The sequence below is a fragment of the Delftia sp. WSY_12 genome (assembly GCF_043104645.1).
Taxonomy (GTDB): Bacteria; Pseudomonadota; Gammaproteobacteria; order Burkholderiales; family Burkholderiaceae_C; genus Comamonas; species Comamonas tsuruhatensis.
Genome location: NZ_JBICKW010000023.1, coordinates 17203 through 35771, shown reverse-complemented (window position 1 = coordinate 35771; position 18569 = coordinate 17203). Strand labels below are relative to the sequence as shown.

The 18569-nt window shown below is 67.8% G+C and carries 18 protein-coding genes; 3 read left to right on the top strand and 15 right to left on the bottom strand.

Going from position 1 to position 18569, the window contains the following annotated elements; all coding sequences use genetic code 11:
* The 10 genes from ACF8LI_RS14935 to ACF8LI_RS14890 all read right to left on the bottom strand — a co-directional run.
* Positions 1-533: class III extradiol dioxygenase subunit beta (locus ACF8LI_RS14935; protein ID WP_392413163.1), on the bottom strand; the 533-nt coding region annotated here is incomplete at its 3' end.
* A gap of 1 nt (position 534) precedes the next feature.
* The gene (ligA, locus tag ACF8LI_RS14930) at positions 535-993 is read right to left on the bottom strand and encodes a protocatechuate 4,5-dioxygenase subunit alpha (RefSeq protein WP_016450431.1); all 459 of its coding nucleotides are present in this window, start codon (positions 991-993) and stop codon (positions 535-537) included.
* Between the two features lie 48 nt (positions 994-1041).
* The gene (locus tag ACF8LI_RS14925) at positions 1042-1959 is read right to left on the bottom strand and encodes an amidohydrolase family protein (RefSeq protein ID WP_016454682.1); all 918 of its coding nucleotides are present in this window, start codon (positions 1957-1959) and stop codon (positions 1042-1044) included.
* 10 nt (positions 1960-1969) lie between these two features.
* Positions 1970-2653 (bottom strand): 4-carboxy-4-hydroxy-2-oxoadipate aldolase/oxaloacetate decarboxylase, encoded by a 684-nt coding sequence (gene ligK, locus ACF8LI_RS14920; RefSeq protein WP_012206250.1) that lies wholly within the window; start codon positions 2651-2653, stop codon positions 1970-1972.
* A gap of 32 nt (positions 2654-2685) precedes the next feature.
* On the bottom strand, positions 2686-3714 hold the full coding sequence (locus ACF8LI_RS14915) for an amidohydrolase family protein (protein ID WP_016454681.1): 1029 nt from the start codon (positions 3712-3714) through the stop codon (positions 2686-2688).
* A gap of 37 nt (positions 3715-3751) precedes the next feature.
* Positions 3752-5128 carry an MFS transporter gene (locus tag ACF8LI_RS14910; protein WP_392413160.1) on the bottom strand — a complete coding sequence of 459 codons (1377 nt, stop codon included), beginning with the start codon at positions 5126-5128 and terminating at the stop codon, positions 3752-3754.
* Positions 5129-5229: 101 nt separating this feature from the next.
* Positions 5230-6354, bottom strand: coding sequence for a 4-oxalomesaconate tautomerase (locus tag ACF8LI_RS14905; protein WP_392413158.1), 1125 nt, complete (start codon positions 6352-6354; stop codon positions 5230-5232).
* Between the two features lie 180 nt (positions 6355-6534).
* Entirely contained in the window at positions 6535-7053 is a 519-nt protein-coding gene (locus tag ACF8LI_RS14900; RefSeq protein ID WP_034395652.1) for a hypothetical protein, read from the bottom strand.
* Positions 7054-7237: 184 nt separating this feature from the next.
* The gene (locus ACF8LI_RS14895) at positions 7238-8239 is read right to left on the bottom strand and encodes a tripartite tricarboxylate transporter substrate binding protein (RefSeq protein ID WP_392413156.1); all 1002 of its coding nucleotides are present in this window, start codon (positions 8237-8239) and stop codon (positions 7238-7240) included.
* Complete coding sequence (locus ACF8LI_RS14890; RefSeq protein WP_392413154.1) at positions 8236-9108, bottom strand: amidohydrolase family protein; 873 nt, start codon at positions 9106-9108, stop codon at positions 8236-8238. The genes ACF8LI_RS14895 and ACF8LI_RS14890 overlap by 4 nt, the downstream gene beginning before the upstream one ends.
* 123 nt (positions 9109-9231) lie before the next feature.
* Here ACF8LI_RS14890 and ACF8LI_RS14885 point away from each other — a divergent pair, with 123 nt between their 5' ends.
* From ACF8LI_RS14885 to ACF8LI_RS14875, 3 genes are all read left to right on the top strand, one after another.
* Positions 9232-10119 (top strand): LysR family transcriptional regulator, encoded by an 888-nt coding sequence (locus ACF8LI_RS14885; RefSeq protein ID WP_016450439.1) that lies wholly within the window; start codon positions 9232-9234, stop codon positions 10117-10119.
* A 105-nt stretch (positions 10120-10224) separates the two neighbouring features.
* Positions 10225-11001 carry an SDR family oxidoreductase gene (locus ACF8LI_RS14880; RefSeq protein WP_061289876.1) on the top strand — a complete coding sequence of 259 codons (777 nt, stop codon included), beginning with the start codon at positions 10225-10227 and terminating at the stop codon, positions 10999-11001.
* 733 nt (positions 11002-11734) lie between these two features.
* Positions 11735-12160 carry a transcriptional repressor gene (locus ACF8LI_RS14875; RefSeq protein WP_016450441.1) on the top strand — a complete coding sequence of 142 codons (426 nt, stop codon included), beginning with the start codon at positions 11735-11737 and terminating at the stop codon, positions 12158-12160.
* Between the two features lie 100 nt (positions 12161-12260).
* Here ACF8LI_RS14875 and ACF8LI_RS14870 read toward each other — a convergent pair whose 3' ends face one another.
* The 5 genes from ACF8LI_RS14870 to ACF8LI_RS14850 form a co-directional block, all read right to left on the bottom strand.
* Positions 12261-13625: a DUF3526 domain-containing protein gene (locus ACF8LI_RS14870; protein WP_061289879.1), complete on the bottom strand. Its 1365-nt coding sequence runs from the start codon at positions 13623-13625 to the stop codon at positions 12261-12263.
* Positions 13622-15049 (bottom strand): DUF3526 domain-containing protein, encoded by a 1428-nt coding sequence (locus tag ACF8LI_RS14865; RefSeq protein WP_016454676.1) that lies wholly within the window; start codon positions 15047-15049, stop codon positions 13622-13624. The genes ACF8LI_RS14870 and ACF8LI_RS14865 overlap by 4 nt, the downstream gene beginning before the upstream one ends.
* Positions 15046-15891, bottom strand: coding sequence for an ABC transporter ATP-binding protein (locus tag ACF8LI_RS14860; protein ID WP_392413151.1), 846 nt, complete (start codon positions 15889-15891; stop codon positions 15046-15048). Before ACF8LI_RS14860 ends, ACF8LI_RS14865 begins: the two co-directional genes overlap by 4 nt.
* Positions 15892-15899: 8 nt before the next feature.
* Positions 15900-18095 (bottom strand): TonB-dependent siderophore receptor, encoded by a 2196-nt coding sequence (locus tag ACF8LI_RS14855; RefSeq protein WP_043792450.1) that lies wholly within the window; start codon positions 18093-18095, stop codon positions 15900-15902.
* 116 nt (positions 18096-18211) lie between these two features.
* Complete coding sequence (locus ACF8LI_RS14850; protein WP_016450639.1) at positions 18212-18565, bottom strand: hypothetical protein; 354 nt, start codon at positions 18563-18565, stop codon at positions 18212-18214.
* Positions 18566-18569: the final 4 nt, after the last annotated feature.

Below are 18569 nucleotides of genomic sequence, written 5' to 3'. Positions count from 1 at the left end.
ACGGCGCGGCGGATGGCGCGGCCCAGGTTGAAGCAGCGCTGGCCCGACGGCACGGGGTACTGCACCACGTTGACGGCAAACGGAATCACCGGGCAGGGCCAGGCGCCCGTGCGCGCGTCCTGCTCGCCGCACATCAGCGACAGCGGCACGGTCAGGCCGTGGTCCACGTCCATCTTGTTGACGATGGTCAGGTCGAAGTCCTGCTGGATCACCGACTGCGCAATGTGGCTGGCCAGCTCCGGATGGCCAACGACCTTGGGCACGGGGCGCGGGCCCCAGCCTTCGTCGGCGGGCTGGTATTCAGCGGCCGTGCCGATGGCAAACGTCGGGATGAAGTCCAGGCTGAACGCGGTCGCGTGGTCGTTGTAGACCAGGAAGATCACGTCGGGCTTGTTGTCCTTGAGCCATTGGCGCGAGTGCTCGAAGCCCTTGAACAGCGGCTGCCAATAGGGGTCGCCCACCTTGCCCAGGTCCATGGCCGCGCCGATGGCGGGCACATGCGAGGTGTAGACGGATGCGGTGATGCGTGCCATGTCAGTTGCCTTCCTTGTTGTTCTTGTCCACGCTGCCGGCCTTGCCCTGCGGCTGGCGGTGGGCCTGGGCATCGCCCTCCTCGCCCACGCGGCGGTTGCCTTCGGCCGAACGGCCTCCGCTCACCATCATGTTGCGGTATTCCTCTTCCGACATGCCGGTCATGGAGCCGGCCATTTGCTGGAAGCTCTTGCCATCCGTGGCGCCGATCTTGGCCAGGAAGTAGATGTTGCCGCCCGTGCGCATGCACCAGTTCAGATCGCGGGCCAGCACGGCCTGCTTCTGTTCCTCGCTCATGGCCCATTCGTCCAGGTAGGCACGCTCGTCGGCCTTGAAGCGCTCGCGGTTCTCGGCCTTCATCAGCGACATGCAGAACTGGTTGAGCCAGTAGCCTTTGCGGGACTGCTCGGCATCGAAAATGATGGTGCCGGGCACGTCCAGATAGGGTTTGTCCAATGCCATGGATATCTCCTTGAATATGTCCGGCACCCAGGCCGGACATGGTCGCCATCAGGCTTCTTCGGGCCAGTACAGACGCATGGGGTTGTCGACCAGCAGCTTCTTCTGCAGCTCGGCAGTCGGTGCAATGTGCGGGATGAAATCGACCAGCAGGCCGTCGTCGGGCATGTGGTCCTTCAGATTGGGGTGGGGCCAGTCGGTTCCCCACAGCACGCGGTCGGGGAATTCCTCGACCACGCGGCGGGCGAAGGGCACCACGTCACGGTAGGCATTTTGCTCGCCGTCCAGCGCCTTGGGGCCGGTGACGGACAGGCGCTCTGGGCAGCTGACCTTGCTCCATACGTTCTGGTGCTCGCGCATGAACTTGAGGAACAGCTCGAACTCGGGCCCGTCCACGGGCTTGCTCACGTCGGGGCGGCCCATGTGGTCCACGACCACGGTGGTGGGCAGGCTGGTGAAGAAATCCCACAGCTCGGGCAGGTCCACGGCCTCGAAGTAGATGACCACATGCCAGCCGAGCTTGGCGATGCGGCCCGCGATCTCCATCAGCTCGTCCTTGGGCGTGAAGTCCACCAGGCGCTTGACGAAGTTGAAGCGCACGCCGCGCACGCCGGCGGCGTGCAGTTCCTGCAGTTCCTCGTCGGTCACGCTGCGGCGCACCGTGGCCACGCCGCGCGCCTTGCCGCCGGCGGCCTTGCAGGCATCGACCATGGCGCGGTTGTCGGCGCCGTGGCAGGTGGCCTGCACGATGACGTTGCGCGCAAAGCCCAGGTGGTCGCGCAGCGCGAACAGCTGCTGCTTGCTGGCATCGCAGGGCGTGTACTTGCGCTCGGGCGCGAACGGGAATTCATCGCCAGGGCCGAAGACGTGGCAGTGGGCATCGACAGCGCCTGCGGGCACCTGGAACTTGGGCTTGGAGGGGCCGGCGTACCAGTCCAGCCAGCCGGGGGTCTTTTCAAAAGCGCTCATATTCCCTCCTTCAATCGATGTAACGAAGGCCGGCCTTTTCGAGCGGCTCGCGCATCTTGTACATGTCCAGGCCCAGCACGCCGGAAGCCAGCTTGGCGCGCTTCTCGCCCTCGAAGCTCTCGCGCTTTTGCGCGGCAGCCAGGGTTTCGGCGGCCTTGGCGGCGGGCACGCAGACCACGCCGTCATCGTCGGCCACGATCACATCGCCGGGCGTGACCCACATGCCTGCGCAGACCACGGGGATGTTGACCGAGCCCAGCGTGGCCTTGATCGTGCCCTTGGAGGAGATGGCGCGGCTCCACACGGGGAAGTTCATTTCCTGCAGCGTCTTCACGTCGCGCACGCCGGCGTCGATGATCAGCGCACGCGCGCCGCGCGCCTGGAAGCTGGTGGCCAGCAGGTCGCCGAAGTAGCCGTCCGTGCATTCCGAGGTCACGGCCGCGACCACGATGTCGCCGGGCTGGATCTGCTCTGCGGCCACATGCATCATCCAGTTGTCGCCGGGCTGCAGCAGCACGGTGACGGCCGTGCCCGAGACCTGCTGGCCCGCGTAGATGGGACGCATATAGGGCTTGAGCAGGCCCACGCGGCCCATGGCCTCGTGGACGGTGGCCGAGCCCAGGGCGGCCAGGCCGTCGGCGGCCGCGCGGTCGGCGCGCTGGATGTTGCGGTAAACCACACCGAGTTCGTACATGGTGTTCTCCTTGATCTGTGGTGGCGGCCTGCTTACAGGCCCTTTTGCTTGAGGGCGGCGTCCAGGCGCGGGAACACGCGGCGCGCGTTGCCTTCGTAGACCTGGTAGCGCTCCTCTTCGGTGAGGTTGGCCGTGGCCTCGATGTAGCGCTTGGTGTCGTCGTAGTAGTGGCCCGTGGTCGGATCGATGCCGCGCACGGCACCGATCATCTCGCTGGCGAACAGGATGTTCTTGACCGGGATCACCTTGGTCAGCAGGTCGATGCCCGGCTGGTGGTAGACGCAGGTGTCGAAGAAGATGTTGTTGAGCAGGTGCTCGTCCAGCAGCGGCTTCTTGAGTTCCTGCGCCAGGCCGCGGAAACGGCCCCAGTGGTAGGGCACGGCACCGCCGCCATGGGGGATCAGGAACTTGAGCGTGGGGAAGTCCTTGAACAGGTCGCTGGTCAGGCACTGCATGAAGGCCGTGGTGTCGGCATTCAGGTAGTGGGCGCCCGTGGTGTGGAAGCACGCGTTGCAGCTGGTGGAGACGTGGACCATGGCCGGGATGTCGTACTCCACCATCTTTTCGTAGATGGGGTACCAGGAGCGGTCCGACAGCGGGGGCGAGGTCCAGTGGCCGCCTGACGGATCGGGGTTCAGGTTGATGCCCACGTTGCCGTACTGCTCCACGCACTTGACCAGCTCGGGAATGCAGGTCTTGGGGTCCACCCCGGGCGACTGCGGCAGCATGGCGGCCGGGATGAAGTGATCGGGGAACAGCTGGCTGACGCGGTAGCACAGCTCGTTGCAGATGGCGGCCCAGGTGCTCGATGTCTCGAAGTCGCCGATGTGGTGCGCCATGAAGCTGGCGCGCGGGCTGAAGATGGTGAGATCGGAGCCGCGCTGCTTCATCAGCTTGAGCTGGTTGGTCTCGATGGTCTCGCGGATCTCGTCGTCGCTGATCTTCAGCTCGCTGGCCCGCGGGGCCTTGGACGGGTCCTTGAGTCCCGCGATCTGCAGGTCGCGCCAGGCGCCCAGGGCCGCGGGCGCGGTGGTGTAGTGGCCGTGTACGTCGATGATCATCGGAGGGTCTCCTGCGTCTTTATGGGGTGGAAATGTGTCAATGAAGGGGTGCGGCAGGCACCGCGCCGCCCTGCGGCTCGGGACTGCTGTACTGCTTGATGATGAGGGCGGCCATGGCGATCACGCCAGGAATGGCCACCACGGCAAAGATCTCGCTGAAGGCCATGTGGCGCGCCGACAGCTCGGCCACCAGGAAGGAGCCCGCGATGCCGCCGAAGCGCCCGATGCCCAGCATCCAGGCCACGCCCGTGGCGCGGCCGCGTGTCGGATAGAAGGCGGCGGCCAGCGCCGGCATGGACGACTGGGCGGTGTTCATGATGGTGCCGGCCAGGAAGACGGCCACCACCAGCCAGCCCAGGTGGCCGGCCGTCTGGCCTATCCACCAGATGGAGGCCGCCGTCAGCGCATAGCCGATGGCGATGATGCGGTTGGCATTGAAGCGGTCCATGAGCCAGCCGAACAGCACGGCGCCCACGCCGCCCAGCGGGAACAGCGCCGCCACCAGGGTGCCGGTCTTGGGGTCCAGGCCCGCTTCCTTGAACAGCACGGGCATCCAGTTCATCAGCGCGTAGAAGATGACCAGGCCCATGAAGTAGGCGATCCACAGCATCACCGAGCCCACGCGGTACTGGCGCGACAGCACCACGCCCATGCCGCTGCCGGCCTGGGCCTCGGGCCTGGCCTCGGTCAGCACGAAACGCTGCACGCCCTGCACGGCATCACCGGCAATGCGCGCCAGCACCTTGCGGATGCGCTCGGCCGGGTAGTTGTTGGCCACCATGTGGCGCACGGATTCAGGCAGCAGCACGACCAGGGCCACCAACAGCAGCAGCGGCGCGGCACCGCCCAGGATGAGCACGCTGCGCCAGCCGAAATGCGGGATCATCCAGGCCGCCAGAAAGCCGCCGAAGGCCGCGCCCAGCGGAAATCCGCAGAACATGGCGTTGGTCAGCGTGGCGCGGCGCGAATCAGGGCAGTACTCGCTCATCAGCGTGACGGCATTGGGCATGGCGGCGCCCAGGCCCAGGCCGGTGACGAAGCGCAGCACGGCCAGGGTCCAGATGTCGGGGGAAAAGCCGGAACCCAGGCAGGCCACGGCAAACACCGCGACCGAGCCCACGAGCACGGTCTTGCGGCCCAGGCGGTCGGCCAGCGGGCCCGAGAAGATCGCGCCTGCGGCCAGGCCGAACAGCGCAGCGCTGAGCACGGGCGCCAGCGCGGGCTTGCTCACGCCCCATTCGGTGATCAGCGAGGGCGCGATATATCCGATGGCCGCCGTATCAAAGCCATCGAGCAGAACGATCAGGAAACACAGCGCAAAGATCACCCACTGGAATCCCGAAAACGGGTGCTCGTTGAGCAGGGTCTGCACATTGACGCCGGTTGCTGCGGCGTCCTTCTGGACGGATGTCATGACTTGTCTCTTCCACTGTCTCTCAGCCTGGCGGATACCGCATCTGCGCGCGCGGCCCGCCCCTTGCACCGCAGGGGCCGGCAAGCCCCTGCGCTGTTTCTTCAGTCCTGCCTGCGGCCGTCCCAGACCGAGCGCGGCACCATGACCTCGCCACGCATCAGCAGGCGCGCCGTGCGCAGCAGGGCCGCCTTGGTCACTACGTCGGGATGGGCCGGGTCGCTGTCCAGCGTGACGCTGAACTCGCCCGTGGGATGCTCCACCGAGACGGTGAGCGGACCCGTGCCCTGCTGCAGCTGTGCCACGCCCTCGCACACGGTGCCCGGCATCTTCACCGCCGTGCCCACGGTGACGGCCGCCAGCACGCCGATGGCGTCATGGCAGACATGGGGGATGAAGCTGCGCGTGGTCAGCGCGCCGCCATGCTGGGGCGGCGCGATCAGCGTCATCTTGGGGTAGTTCTTGGCCGAGACATCGCCCAGGCCCATGGTCTGCGAGATCTGCAGGCGCAGCGCCTCGATGCGGCGCTTGAGGTCGGTGTCGGCGTTGAGCTCGGCCACGGTCTCCTGCCCGGTGGCGCCCACATCGGACGCCTTGAAGATCACCAGCGGCATGCCGTTGTCTATGCAGGTGACGTCAAGCGTGAAGGGCTCGAACCCCTCGCCCGTCACCGTGACCGTGTCCCGGGGCTTGCCCGTGGGCAGCAGGCCAGAGCAGACCGAGCCGGCCGTGTCCAGGAAACTGATTTCGATGGGTGCCGAGCTGCCGGGCGCGCCGTCGATGCGGGCCGAGCCTTCGTACTCCACCTGGCCGCCGGGCGTCTGCACCGTGATGTCGGCCGCCATGCCGGTGTTCAGCGTCAGCACGCGGAAGGTGCTGGTCTCGCCACGCGGCTGCACCATGCCGGTCTCCAGCGCAAAGGGAACCACGCCGGCCAGCATGTTGCCGCAGTTGGGCGTGGTGTCCACCGTGTCCTTGTCGGGCTGCAGCTGGGCGAAGAGGAATTCGAGGTCTATGCCCTCCTTGTCGGAGAGGCTGACGATGCCGACCTTGCTGGTCAGCGGATGCGCGCCACCCACGCCGTCGATCTGGCGCCTGTCGGGCGAGCCCATGGCCGCGAGCAGCACGCGGTCGCGCGTGGGCAGGTCGGAGGGAAGATCGCTGACCCGGAAGAAGGGGCCCTTGGAAGTACCGCCCCGCATCAGCAGGCAGGGAATGGCCGTTTGCATGGCTGTCTCTATCAGTATGGGTATGACAGCTATTGTGAGCATGGCGCGGGCCAGGCACTACTGGGCAAGCCCGCTAGCAGCTATAGCAAACCGGCATAGCTCAACGCCAAGCCTGGGCCGCAGGCTGCGACGCCGGGGCGCCGCAACTGCTTGATACAACTTATTGGGGCGCAGTGACGCTCAATCGCGGCCATGGCCCCGGCCGCGATCATGGCCATGCCCAGGGCCACGGTGGTCATCACCACGCCCGCCATGGCGATCGTGGCGGTCGTCACGGTCCCAGCGGCGGTCATCGCGGCGGTGTTCCCATTCGCGGTGGCGGCGCTCCTCGCGCCAGCGCGGATCGGGACGCGGCGGCCCGGCATGCCAGTGCGGCGGCGGGTTGCGCAGGAAGTACACCGGGCGGCCGCAGGCGCCGTAGCGGGCGCAATGCTTGCCCCAGTGCTTGGCGTGGCCCGGGGGCACCCACATGTAGACAGGCGGCGGAGCCATGGGGGCCGGCGCAATGATCACGGGGCGCTGGTACAGCAGCGCTGGCGGCGGCGCGTTGCCGATGTCCACGGTGCCGTAGACGCCCGGTGCCAGCTGGCCCGAGACCGAGCCGCTGATGTAGGTCTGCGCCTGGGCCGCAAGGGCCGAGCAGGCCAGCGCAAAGGCGGCCGCGGCGCGCAAGGTGGTTCGCAAGGTGAGCAGGGCCATGTTCTTTTGAAGTGGGTGAAACAGGAAAGGCCCCGTTTCTACCAAGCGCGCGGGGCCGCGTGGGCCGCTGCGCCTGAAAAGGTGTAAGAACCCGTTCAAGCCAGCGCCCGTACCTGTTCAACGCGCCAGGGCTGCCTGCGGTGCACAGCAGACCGCAATGGTCCGCTTTCTGGCCTGCACGCGCTCAGTCCAGCTTGAGCCGGGAATCCTTCACCACCTTCTGCCATTTGGCGATCTCGGCGCGGCGGAATGTCTCCAGCTCGGCCGGCGTGGAGCCTATGGGCTCGGCACCTATGCCAGCGAGCCGCTCCACGATGGCAGGCTCGCGCAGCACCTTGGCCAGCACCGTGGACAGCCGGTTCACGATGGCGGGCGGCGTGCCGGCCGGCGCAAAGATGGCGTTCCATTCATAGGTCTCGTAGCCGGGCACGCCCGACTCGGCAATGGTCGGCAGCTCGGGCGCGGCCTTGGAGCGCTCCAGCCCGCCCACGGCCACCGCGCGCAGCTTGCCGGTCTTCACGTGCTGCCAGGCCGAGCCCATGCTGGCAAACATCAGCGGCACCTGGCCCGACATCACGTCCATCATGGCCGGGCCGCCGCCCTTGTAGGCCACATGGTGCAGCTGCGTCCTGGCCAGCAGGTTGAACAGCTCGCCCGCCAGGTGCTGGGCCGAGCCCGGGCCTGCCGACGCAAAGTACAGATGCCCGCCCGCTTCGGAGCGGCCGGCCTGGATCAGGTCCTGCACGCTCTTGATGGGGGACGATGGCGCCACCACCAGCACATTGGGCACGCGCAGCAGCAGCGAGACCGGCGCGAAGGCCTTGAGCGTATCGAACTGCATGCGCGCGTGGATGGCGGGATTCTGCGCGTGGTTGGAGGCATCGAGCATCAGGGTGTAGCCGTCGGGCTGGGCCTTGGCCACCTGGGCGCCGCCGATCATGCCGCCTGCCCCGCCCCGGTTCTCGATCACCACGGGCTGGCCCAGCTCGGCAGACAGCCTGGGGCCGATCAGGCGCGCCACCACATCGACGGTGCCGCCCGGCGGATAGGTCACGACCAGGGTGACGGGGCGATCGGGGTAGTTGGCCGCTGCAGCCGCAGCGGCTGGCGCGGCCATGCCGGCAACGGCCGATATCAGGCCTGTGGCCGCCCACAGGCCGGCGGTGCGTCTGGACAGGGATTTCATGGTGTGTCTCCTTGGGTTTGAATCGGGCTCGGAAATCGGAACAGCTCGACGGCGCTGCGGCCCAGCACGGCCTGCAGCGAGGCGGCATCGTCCAGCGGGTCCAGCCAGTCGTGCATCCAGCGCACGGCCGCCGGATAGCTGGCCTGGCCCGCGTGCTGGGTGTGCGGCCAGTCGCTGCCCCAGAGCAATCGCTCGGCCGCAAAGGCCTGCAGCAACTGCGCGGTGGCCTGCCGCCCCGAGGCGGCGCAGTCGGCGGCGGGCCAGATGCGGTAGGGCGCGGACAGCTTGACCCACACACGGCCGCTGCCGGCCTGTTGCAGCAGATAGCCAAAGCCAGGGTCGCGCACGCCCAGGGCCGGGTCAGGACGCCCGAAGTGGTCGACCACCACGCGGCAGCCGGCCGCCAGCAGGGTGGGCAGCAGGTCAGGCAAGCGCCCGGACTGCAGGTGCAGCTCCACATGCCAGCCCAGGGTGTTGGCCTGCTCCAGCACGCGGCGCCAACCGGGCGCATTCAGATCAGGCAAAGGCAGGCCGATCAGGTTCAGGCGCATGCCCACCACGCCGGCATCGGCCAGGGCCTGCAGGTGGTCCTCGCCCGTGTTGTCATCGACCACGGCCACGCCGCGCAGGCGCTGCGGCCGGGCGCGCAGGGCCTGGAGCATGTAGCGGTTGTCCGTGCCCAGGAAGCTGGGCTGCACGAGCACGCCATAGGCCAGGCCGTGCGTGTCCAGGTGCTGCAGATACGTGGCCAGGGACGCATCTGCGTCGGGCGCGTAGCGGCGCACATCGGGCATGGGCAGGCCGCGCTCGAAGACATGGGCATGGGTATCGACGCTGGACGCAATGGCGAACCTGGGCAGGGCAGACACGGGGAAAAACTCCTTGCGGGTGGCGCGGCACAGGATGCGGCGCAGGGGGTATGCGGCCGGATTCTAGGAACGGGGGATATATATTTCCATTCTTCAAAATGGATTTATTCATACTGGATCGATATGGAAACCCGGCATCTGCGCTACTTTCTGGCGGTGGTGGACCAGGGCAGCGTCAGCCGCGCAGCCGACTGGCTGGGCATTGCCCAGCCCGCGCTGAGCCAGACCCTGGCCCGCATGGAGAAAGACCTGGGCGTGCAGCTGTTCCAGCGCTCGCGCCAGGGCGCCCTGCCCACGCCGGCCGCCCTGGCAATGCTGGATGACGTGCGCACCAGCGTGGCCCGCATAGATGCCGCCGCCAGCCGCGCGCGCGAGATCGCCAGGGGCAGTGCAGGCCAGCTCACCGTGGGCCTGGTGTCTTCGGCGCTGTTCGGCACCCTGCCCCGCGCCCTGCGCGCGCTGCGGCAGCAGGCGCCCGGCGTGCGCGTCATCCTGCGCGAGATGAGCAATGCCGAGCAGGCCGAGGCCTTGCAGACCGGCGCCATCGATATCGGCCTCATGCACACGCCCGTGGCCGTGGGCGGCCGCATGCGCGAGCGCCAGCTGCTGCGCGAGCGTCTGGTGGCCGCCGTGCCCGATGAATTCCAGATCGGCGAGGACGGCCAGGTCAGCCTGGCCCAGATCGCCGAGGCCGGGCTGGTGATGTACCCGCAGGCGCAATTGCCCGTGCTGCATGCCGGCATCCTCGACGCGCTGCGCAAGGCCGGGCACGAGGCCCATGTGGCGCAGGAAGCCAACCGCACCCTCACCGTGCTGGCCTGCGTGGCCGGCGGCTGCGGCGTGGCACTGCTGCCCAGCTGGATACGCTCCATGGACTTTCGCGGCGTGCGATTTTGCGAAGTGCGCGATGGCCGGTCCCTGCCCAGCCTGGACCTCAGCGCCATCTGGCCCGCACGCTCCACGCCCACGCTGGCCGACCTGTTCGCACACCTGGACCTGGGCAAAGACTGAGTGCGGCCCGCATTGGCGCCGCACCGGTGCAAGAAACGGGATGCGCCCGCGCCTGCGCCGCACTACAAACCGCTTTCCCTCATTCACGGAAAGAAAAGGTGCCAGATGCAGCCATCGTCACAGCAACTCCACGGAAAAGTCGCCCTCATCACGGGCGCCAGCTCAGGCATAGGCCGCGAAGCCGCCAGGCTGTTCGCACGCCACGGCGCCAGGCTGGTGCTCACGGCCCGCCGCCAGCCGGAACTGCAGGCCCTGGTGGCGGAGATAGAGCAGGACGGCGGCCAGGCCATCGCGCTGGCCGGCGACGTGCGGGACGAGCCGCTGGCCCGGGCCCTGGTCGAAACCGCCACGGCGCGCTTTGGCGGCCTGGACATCGCCTTCAACAATGCCGGCATGACGGGCGATCCCTGCGCCCTGCCCGACCTGTCGCTGCAGGCCTGGCAGGAGGCCATCGCCACCAATCTCACCAGCGCCTTTCTGGGCGCCAAGCACCAGATACCGGCCCTGCTGGCACGCGGCGGCGGCTCGCTGATCTTCACCTCCACCTTCGTGGGCTACTCGGCGGGCCTGCCCGGCATGGGCGCCTATGCCGCCAGCAAGGCCGGCCTCGTCGGCCTCACCCAGGTCATCGCGGCTGAATACGGCCCCCGCGGCCTGCGGGCCAACGCCCTGCTGCCCGGCGGCACCGACACGCCCATGGGCCGCGCCAGCACCCCCACGCCCGAGGCACGCGCCTTTGTCGAAAACCTGCACGCCCTCAAGCGCCTGGCCACACCGGCGGAGATTGCAGCGGCAGCGCTGTTCCTGGCGTCGGATGCATCCAGCTTCGTCACGGGAACGGCCATGGTGGTCGATGGCGGTGTGTCCATCCAACGGACTTGAAGCAGAGCCCCGCCAAAGCCGTCGCGGCAATGGCGGCCCGCTCGGATCTTCCGGTCGCCTGCGGCGGCTTTATCAGGGGAGTTTTGAAAGTGGCATTCCTGCCCCAATAATTCCCCTGGAAACGATGCTTGCGCTTTCGCTGTTCATTCGCGCATCGTGGCCAAGGAGCAGGCTGATGTTTTCTGACCACGCAATTCACGACGAAGCAACTGCTCGGCAAATGGTGCCCGGATGCTGAATCGACATGTGGTGACATGAACCATTACGGGATGGCCGCACCTTTCTTCCAGGGAATGGATGATGGACAAACGAGGTGCATTGAGGCAATCTGCTTGAATCGGTAATACACTGCCCATGCAATCCATTGCATCGCGTCTCCAGCATTTACCGTCGGATGCAGGACCTGGGCAAAATGCCGCACAACCCTTGTTTCAAGCATTCTTCAGACAATAGATCAATTACATCCCATTACAGCATTGTGGACGGCTATGGTATTTAACCTTCGCACAAGGTCCATCGAATGCTCACGACATATACTCGCGCAAAACCGCAAGAATGGAATACCTGTTGTCCGTCCGATGTGATTTTTTCTCTTTGAAGAAAAGAACCGTTGCAGGGATTGCATACCCATGCTCGCAGGAGCTACAGGCAGGCACAGTTCCATTTCGGCTGTGAGCGTTCGTGAACACTGATTAATCGCTTCGAGATTGTTATAGTAAATAACGGAACTACCATGACTAGACACACTCAGCCCATCGTGGAGCGCTTGTTCAGGCCAATGGAACGCTCGACCCGCCAGCGCAGTTCGATACGCACGGTCATGGAAGAGGCTGGGCGCCCCCTGCTCCCCGCTGAAATCCTGGGCGCAGCGCAGCGCGAGGTGCCGGCCATCGGTCTGGCCACGGTGTACCGCAACATCAAGCAATTGATGGAAGCCGGTGAGGTGCAGGCCGTGGACCTGCCCGGCGAGGCCACGCGCTACGAACTCAGCGGCCGCGCCCATCACCACCATTTCCGCTGCATGAGCTGCAACCGCGTGTTCAACGTGCCCGGTTGCCTTGGCGACATGCAGCGCATCGTGCCCGAAGGCTTTGTGGTGGAGCGCCATGAGATGACGATGTACGGCATCTGCAGCGACTGCCACCAGAACGTGCAGTAGCGGCGGGCCCCGGGCCTCAGGCCCAGGCATCGGCAAGCCGACAGCCATGGCGCAGGCCTTCCCTGCGCCATGGCTGTTTCTTTTTCCCCGGTCCGCTGCCTCAGCGCCTGCCCGGCCGCACGCGGCCTGCGGCAACGCCCCCGGCCAGCAAGGCCAGCGCAGCCACCGCCCAGAGCATCGCCACCTGGCCCCAGGTCTGCGGCGCATGGCGCGGACTGGCCGTGAAGACCGGCTGCGCTGCAAAGTCCTTCGCGCCGAATGGACGGTCCTCGAACAGATAGGGATAGAAGAAAGTCCGCAGCCGCGCATGGAAGGCGGCAATGTCGTCCTGGTAGGCCAGCTGCGCCAGCAGGTCGGTGCCGGCCTGGCGGTGCAATGCGGCCTGCACGCCCACGCCGGGCAGCAGCCAGCCCAGGCGCCCGGTCCAGGCCTGGCGCGCCTGCAGGCCTTCCCGATAGGCGGCGAACTGGGGGGCGACGCTTTCATCACCGAGCTGCTGGAAGGCGTAGTACCACTTCCAGTGAAAGCCCGCAGGCAGCGGCGCGGTGTTGCGCCATTCGGGGTGGTTGCGGAAGAAGCGCTCCATGGTCTGCTCGCGCGGCAGGTCCCAGGCACCATGCACGGTCTGGCGCTGGGCCAGCATCAGCTCCACGCCCTGGCTCACGGGCACGGCGCGCGACAGCGCGGCATTGGCCAGCGTGGGCAGCACCAGGGTCAGCACGGCCCAGCAGCCCATGAGGGCCATGGCGTTGGCCACCGAACTGCCGCCCAGCGTGGCGACCACCAGGCACAGCCCGCTCCAGAAGGCCACATAGGCCATGGCGCTCAGCAGCACGGAGGCGATGGCGCCCGCCTGCGCCCCGCTGGCCAATGCCCCTGCCAGGGCCGGCAGCGCCAGGCATGCCAGCAACAGCACCGAACGCAGGCCCGCACGGCGCAGCCACAGCCGGCGCCCGCTGCCGGGCATGGCCTGAAGCGTGCCCAGGCGTCCCGATTCGCGCTCGCCCGAGACCAGGTCGTAGAGCAGTGCAATCAGGAACAGCGGCGCCAGGTAGACCAGCACAAAGGCGAAGTCGAAGCGGCCCGCCAGCGCCAGTTCGGGGTTGAAGCTCTCGCCTTCATGCAGCTGCGCCTGCAGCGCCAGGGCACGCACGCGCAGCACATAGGGCGCGGCATCGCGCAGGCCCAGGGCGAGGAAGGCCGTGGACGACGGTGCATCCCAGGTACTGTGAAAGCCGTAGTAGGCCACCGAGCCCGCATCGCCGGACTGTGCATGCCGACCTGCCTGGGCCGCCATTTCCTGCTGCTGCATTTGGGCCAGACGGTCCAGGGTCTGGCGCTGCGACGAGATCTCGCGCAGGCCCGACAGTACGGCCAGCGTGGACAGCAACAGCAGCAGGGCCAGGGCGCACAGCGCCAGGCGCGAGCGCGTCAGAAGACGCCATTCATGTCGTAGCCAGCTCATCGCACCACCCTCCCCAGACGTTGCGTGGCCACCAGCAAGGCGGCCGCCAGCGCCGCCAGCCATCCCAGCAGCACGCAGGCTGCGGGTGCCGCGCGGCGCAAGGCCGCCAGCGGCGGATCGGGCTCGTGATGGAAGTCGGAGACTCCGCGCCAGTGCTCGTGGCTGATGCGGTTGTCTCGGCTGGAACGGTCACCCGCGTAGCTGAGCTTGTCCACCTGCAGCTGGTTGAGCGCCTGCACCATGCGGTAGCGATGCTGCTCGGCCTGCTCCAGAAAGCGCCGATAGCCTTGCAGGTCGGTGCCGGCCACGGCCATGGACAGGCGGCGCAGCGCAATCAAGGGGCTGACCAGGGCAAAGCCGTCGGCGCTGCGCAGTTGCCGGGCCTGCAGATCGAAGCTGGCCTCGGCATGGCGCCTGAAGAGCTCGCTGGTCAGCCGCTCGCCCTCCATGCCGACCAGGCCCTTGTAGTTGACGGGCAGATCCTCCACACGCGACACGCCGTACTGCGCAAGCACTTTGGCGCGAAAGGCGGCGAAGTAGGGATCGTCGGGATTGTGGCTGTCGCCCAGCGCCGCCAGCTCGCGCGCCGTGGCGATATCGGTCTCGAAGCGCGTGGGCAATGCCAGGGCCGCGCCCACCAGCTCCGGCGCCAGCCGGGGCACCAGCACCACGCCAATGGCCCAGGCGGCCAGCAGGGCCAGCAAGGCATCGCGCCCGCGCCGCATGAGGGCCGAGACCGCGGTGATGCCCACGGCCCACAGCAGCAGCCACAGCACATGGCCAGCCGCCAGCGCGGCCACCAGGCTGATGGGCACGGGCGTGGCCACCGCCATCCAGGCCAGGGCCAGCAAGGCGGGCAGCAGCACCAGGGCCGCCACGCCCGTGAGCGCCAGCAGCTTGCCGGCCACGAACTGCCGCATGCCCACGCCCTGGGCCAGCAGCACGCGCAAGGTGCCGGCCTCGCGCTCTCGCGCGATGCAGGCATGGCCCACGAAGATCAGCAGCAGCGGTGCCAGCACCTGCAGCACAAAGGCCGGCGTGAGCTGGCCGAAGCGCAGCAGCAGCGACGACTGGCGCACATCGCCGAAGTTGGCGCTGTTCTGGCGGTGGCCTTCGAGAAACAGCGTGTGGCCGGTGTAGGCGTCTATGCCCGCATCGAAGGCCGCCAGCGGATTGAGCGGGCGGAACACGAAATGGCCGTAGTGCACCATGCGGTGCGGATGGCGGTCGGGCTGGGCCTCGAACTCGTGGTCCACCTGCGACTGGTGGCGTTCGCGCTGGGCCTGGGCCGCGCTGCGCTGGTCCCAGGCGGTGAAGGCGGCAGTAGCACCGAGCAGCAGCCACAGCACCATGCCCAGCACGGCCACGCGGTCGCGCAGCAGCAGGCGCCATTCCTCGCGTGCAATGGTCCAGGCCGTGCTCATGCCGCGGCCCCCTGCACGCCTGCGTCTGCGTCTGCGCCTGCGCCTGCGTCTGCGTCTGCGTTTGCACTCGCACTCGCACTCGCACCCGAACCTGTACCCGCGTAGTGGCGGTGCAGTGCCCGCACGTCAAAGCGCTCTTCCCCACGGGCCGCCACCTCCTCCACCAGCCTGCCGCCCGCGATGAAGCCCATGCGGTCGGCCACATCGGCCGCCCCCAGCAGGTCGTGCGTGACCATGAGAATGGCCACGCCCTGGCCGCGCAGCTGCGTGATCAGCCGGCTGAATTCGGCCGTGGCCTGCGGGTCCAGGCCCGAAGTGGGTTCGTCCAGCAGCAGCGCCGGCACCTTGCGTGCCAGCGCCAGCGCAATGGCCACCTTCTGCCGCATTCCCTTGGAAAAGCCCGAGACGCGCCGGTCATGCGCGGCCGCATCCAGCCCTGCAGCGGACAAGGCCTGGCCGATGGCATCCCTGCTGGCGGGCTGGCCCGCCAGGTCCAGCAGATAGGCCACGTTCTCGCGCGCGCTCAGGTGCTCGTACAGCGCCACGTTCTCGGGGATATAGGCGATCAGGCCGCGCGCCTGCGCGGCAGCCGTCACCGGGTCCACGCCCTGCACGCGCACCTGGCCGCTGCGCGGCCGCACAAAGCCCAGGAACAGGCTCAGCGTGGTGGTCTTGCCCGCGCCGTTGGCGCCCAGCAGCGCATAGATCTCGCCGGCATGCACGGCCAGGTCCAGGCCCTGGAGGATGGTGCGCTCGCCATAGTCCACCACGGCGCCCAGCGCTTGGAGCACGGGCGAGGAGGCAGAAGTGGGGTTGGAAGAAACAGGAAGGGATGGATGCATGGCGGGGCTCAGAACTTGGCTTGAAGGCCTACGGTGACGGTGCGGGCGGTGCCCGGCGTCACCCACAGCCGGCTGTACGAGCTGGTGTAGTAGGTCTTGTCAAAGAGGTTGTCCACGTCCAGCGTCAGGCGCAGCGTGGGGCTGATGCGCCAGTAGGCCACCAGCTTGGCGGTGGTGTAGCCGGGCAGATCGAAGGCCGCCTTGCCAGCGTCGGCCTCGGCCTGCGTGCGGGCCTGGCCCAGGCGCTTGCCCACGCGGGTGACGCCGCCGCCAATGCCGTAGCGCTGGCCGTTGGAGAAGGCGTTTTCGTAGACCGCCAGCACGCTGCCGTTGACCTTGGGCACGTTGAGCAGGCGCCCGCCCACTTCCAGCGTGTTGTCGCGCGAGATCTCCACGTCGTTGAGCACCAGGCTCGCATTCAGGCGCCAACGCTGCGTGACCTGGCCGGCAAAGTCGAACTCCAGCCCCCGGCTGCGGATCTCGCCGGCCGAGACCGAGTAGCCGGCGTTGCCCGGGTCGGCCGTCAGCACGTTGCGCTTGCGGATGTCGAACAGCGCGGCCGTGGCGCCCATGCGCCGGTCGGCGCTTTCCCACTTGGCGCCCAGCTCCATGGAGCGGCCGGATTCGGGACTGAAGCCCGCGCCGGCCACATCGACGCCCACGTTGGGCCGGAACGAGCGGCCCACGTTGGCATAGAAGGTCCATTGCGGCAGCGGCAGCCAGCTCAGGCCCAGGCGCGGAGAGGTCGAGGTCGGGTCCTGCTGCGTGGTCGCGCCCGTGCGGCGGTTGTGCAGCGACTGGTCATAGCGGTCCATGCGCAGGCCGGCCACCACGCGCCACTGGGGCGAGAGCTTGATGGCGTCCTGCAGGTAGAAGGCCGTGTTGCGCTGGCGCTCGAAGGTATCGGTATTGGCCGTGGGCACGGGCTGCGTGCCTCCGTAGACGGGGTTGTAGATATTGATGGCATAGGGATTGGCCGCCGTGGGGTTGGCGCGCAGCATCACCGTATCCATGTCGAAGCGAAAGCTCTCCAGGCCCAGCAGCAGCTCGTGTTCGACGGTGCCCGTTTTCACCGTGCCCTGCAGCTCGGCCTGCACGGCGATATCGTCGGACTGGTAGTCGCGGAAACGCCGCTGGCGCGTCAGGTCGCCATTGGCCAGCAGCGCATGGGGTTCGGTGGAAAAGCCGTTGATCGAGGTCTCGCGGTAGGACAGGCCCAGGCGGCTGCGCCACTGCGCGCTCCACTCATGCGAGAGGATGAACTGGTGCGTGCGGTTTTCCACCGTCACATCGCCGTCGCGCGGGTCGCCCAGGAAGCGGCTGCGCGAGATGGCGCCCAGGCGGTCGCCCACGGCCACCACGCCACGGTCCAGCGGCGTCTTGTGGCGCAGCAGCTCGCCCGAGTACTCCAGCACCGTATCGCGCCCCAGCTTCCAGGTGAAGGCCGGCGCAATCACCTGGCGGCTGGCGCCCACGAAGTCGCGGAAGCTGTCGCGGTCCTCCACGGCGATGTTGAGCCGGTAGGCAAAGTTCTCGCCAATCGGCCCCGTGCTGTCGAGCGCGCCGCGCCGCAGCCCGTAGCTGCCCGCATAGGCTTCCACGGAATGCGAAGGTGTCCACAGCGGACGCTTGGAGACGACGTTCAGCGTGCCGCCCGGCTCGCTGCTGCCGTAGAGCGCAGCGGCCGTGCCCTTGAGGAACTCGATGCGCTCCACGCCGGCCAGATCACGCGGCGCGTTGAAGCCGCGCCCCGAGGAAAAGCCGTTGAACAAGGTGGCCATGCCCACGTTCTGATCGCCGGGCAGGCCGCGAATGACGATGTTGTCCCACAGGCCGCCAAAGTTGTTCTGGCGCGAGACGCCGCCCACATAGTCCAGCACATCGTCGAGCTTGGTGGCTCCCAGGTCGTCCATGGCCTGGCGCGTGATCACGCGCACCGACTGCGGCAGCTCGCGCAGCGGCAGGTCGGTCTTGGCGCCTGCCGCCTCATCGGTGTGATAGGCGCCCGAGGCCGTGCGGCCCACGACTTCCACGGCAGGCAGCAGGGTCTGCTCCTGGGGCGACGGCGCTGACGGCACGGATGCCGCAGTTTGTTCCTGGCCCTGGGCCAGCACGGGCGTGGAGAAGAAAGCGGCAGCGCTCAGGGCAAGCGGCAGCGGGCGAAGGCCGGGGAGCGGCTTCGCGAGGATGGAGAAGGCAGTCATGATGAAAACGGGCACGGGCGCATGCCGCCGGCATCAGAAGCCGGCGCGCGCAAACACGGACATGCCGCCAGCACCAACGGTGCCGGCGGCAGAGAAGGAGAAAAGTGCTTGCGGATTCAGCGCGGCGGGTCGCGCGATGCAAAGGCCCAGCGGTTCTGCGAGGGGATGGCGCCGCCCACGGTGCGCGGCGGCACCCTCTCAGGCGGCGCGGCCACGGCCAGCGGCAGGCCGAAGTGCGGCAGCCAGGCCGCCGCATGCGGTGCATGGCCCATGCACCAGACGCAGACGGCTTCCGCGGCTTCCGCCTTTTCACCGGCCGGCGCCTTGTCCTCGCAGCCGTTCAGGCCGGCAAACGCCTGGCCGGGCGCTGCCGCCGCCTGCCGGATATGCGTTGCGCCGTGCAGGGGCATGCCAATGGCCGTGTTGAAGAACACGGCCAGCAATAGCAGGCGCAAAACAAGCAGACGCATAAGA